The sequence below is a fragment of the Metabacillus bambusae genome, from assembly GCF_017497975.1.
In the GTDB taxonomy this organism is placed as follows: domain Bacteria; phylum Bacillota; class Bacilli; order Bacillales; family Bacillaceae; genus Metabacillus; species Metabacillus bambusae.
Genome location: NZ_JAGDEL010000058.1, coordinates 1 through 857 on the forward strand (window position 1 = coordinate 1; position 857 = coordinate 857).

The following is an 857-nucleotide window of genomic DNA, read 5'->3' on the forward strand; positions in this document are numbered from 1 at the left end:
AGGTTGATAGGTCTGAGGTGGAAGCGCGGTGACGTGTGGAGCTGACAGATACTAATCGATCGAGGACTTAACCTAATAAAGGCGTTAAATGAAGTGAATTGAATTGTGAATCGTTATCTAGTTTTGAGGGAATATTTCCTTTGAAAAAAACCTAAAAAATCTCTTGATTTTTTTTAGGAAAATAATATAATAGTAAATGTCGTTCAAAATAATATTTATTAATATCTGGTGGCGATAGCGAAGAGGTCACACCCGTTCCCATGCCGAACACGGAAGTTAAGCTCTTCAGCGCCGATGGTAGTTGGGGGTTTCCCCCTGTGAGAGTAGGACGTTGCCAGGTTTATATTTATAATTATACAATCTTTAAATGGAGGATTAGCTCAGCTGGGAGAGCATCTGCCTTACAAGCAGAGGGTCGGCGGTTCGATCCCGTCATCCTCCACCATCTAAATTTATTGTGCCGGTGTAGCTCAACTGGTAGAGCAACTGACTTGTAATCAGTAGGTTGGGGGTTCAAGTCCTCTTGCCGGCACCACTTATTATCACTCATTGAAAAATGAGCCATTAGCTCAGTTGGTAGAGCATCTGACTTTTAATCAGAGGGTCGAAGGTTCGAGTCCTTCATGGCTCACCATTTACACACCTTGCGGGTGTGGCGGAATTGGCAGACGCGCTAGACTTAGGATCTAGTGTCCTTGTGACGTGGGGGTTCAAGTCCCTTCACCCGCACCAATTAAATATTGCGGAAGTAGTTCAGTGGTAGAACACCACCTTGCCAAGGTGGGGGTCGCGGGTTCGAATCCCGTCTTCCGCTCTTAGTAAGTGCCGGGGTGGCGGAACTGGCAGACGCACAGGAC

Annotated in this window: 5 tRNA genes and 1 rRNA gene; all 6 read left to right on the forward strand. The window is 46.1% G+C overall.

Annotated features, from left to right (window positions below):
- Positions 1–224: 224 nt before the first annotated feature.
- The 6 genes from rrf to I7822_RS29490 all read left to right on the forward strand — a co-directional run bounded on the left by rrf (position 225) and on the right by I7822_RS29490 (position 814).
- Positions 225–340, forward strand: a 5S ribosomal RNA gene (gene rrf / locus I7822_RS29465).
- Positions 341–369: 29 nt separating this feature from the next.
- Positions 370–445, forward strand: a tRNA-Val gene (locus I7822_RS29470).
- Positions 446–459: 14 nt separating this feature from the next.
- Positions 460–535 (forward strand) — tRNA-Thr (locus I7822_RS29475).
- Between the two features lie 23 nt (positions 536–558).
- Positions 559–634: transfer RNA gene (locus I7822_RS29480), tRNA-Lys, on the forward strand.
- A 12-nt stretch (positions 635–646) separates the two neighbouring features.
- A tRNA-Leu gene (locus I7822_RS29485) sits at positions 647–732 on the forward strand.
- Between the two features lie 10 nt (positions 733–742).
- Positions 743–814 (forward strand) — tRNA-Gly (locus I7822_RS29490).
- Positions 815–857 lie beyond the last annotated feature (43 nt).